The 390-nt window shown below is 63.3% G+C and carries 1 protein-coding gene and 1 pseudogene; both read left to right on the forward strand.

Annotation, left to right across the window (positions count from 1 at the left end; all coding sequences use genetic code 11):
- Nucleotides 1–71 precede the first annotated feature (71 nt).
- Nucleotides 72–194: pseudogene (locus SOP95_RS32340) on the forward strand (SDR family NAD(P)-dependent oxidoreductase); the annotation flags it as partial.
- 7 nt (nt 195–201) lie between these two features.
- Nucleotides 202–390: SDR family oxidoreductase (locus tag SOP95_RS32345; RefSeq protein ID WP_442967813.1), on the forward strand; the 189-nt coding region annotated here is incomplete at its 3' end.

A 390-nucleotide genomic window follows, 5' to 3' on the forward strand; every position in this document is an offset into this window, starting at 1 on the left:
TCAGCTCCTCTTCCCCTTTCTTCGGTGCGTTGGAAAAAGTAGAATCCGGGCTTAACATGATTTAGGGAGTTGTGGCCAACGCGGGTGTCGAAGTGAGCGAGTCCCTGTTCGACGCGAGCGTGGACGACTGGGATCGGGTCATGGCCGTCAATCTGAAAGGGACGTTCCTGACGGCGCGTTCGGCGCTGCGCTACTGGCGTCGTGCTGAGCGGAGGGTCGCTCGTCTGCGTCTCGTCGCCGTCAGCGTTCGTTGGCTTCGCAGGCGGATCCAATACCGCCTACGGGGCCTCCAAGGGCGGGATCTCCGCGTTCGTGCGCGCAGCCGCATTGGACGCGGCTCCCGCAGGTATCCGCGTGAATGCTGTGGTGCCGGGTGCGACTGACACGGAC

The organism is Pseudomonas sp. YuFO8, assembly GCF_035065025.1.
Lineage (GTDB): Bacteria > Pseudomonadota > Gammaproteobacteria > Pseudomonadales > Pseudomonadaceae > Aquipseudomonas > Aquipseudomonas putida_AE.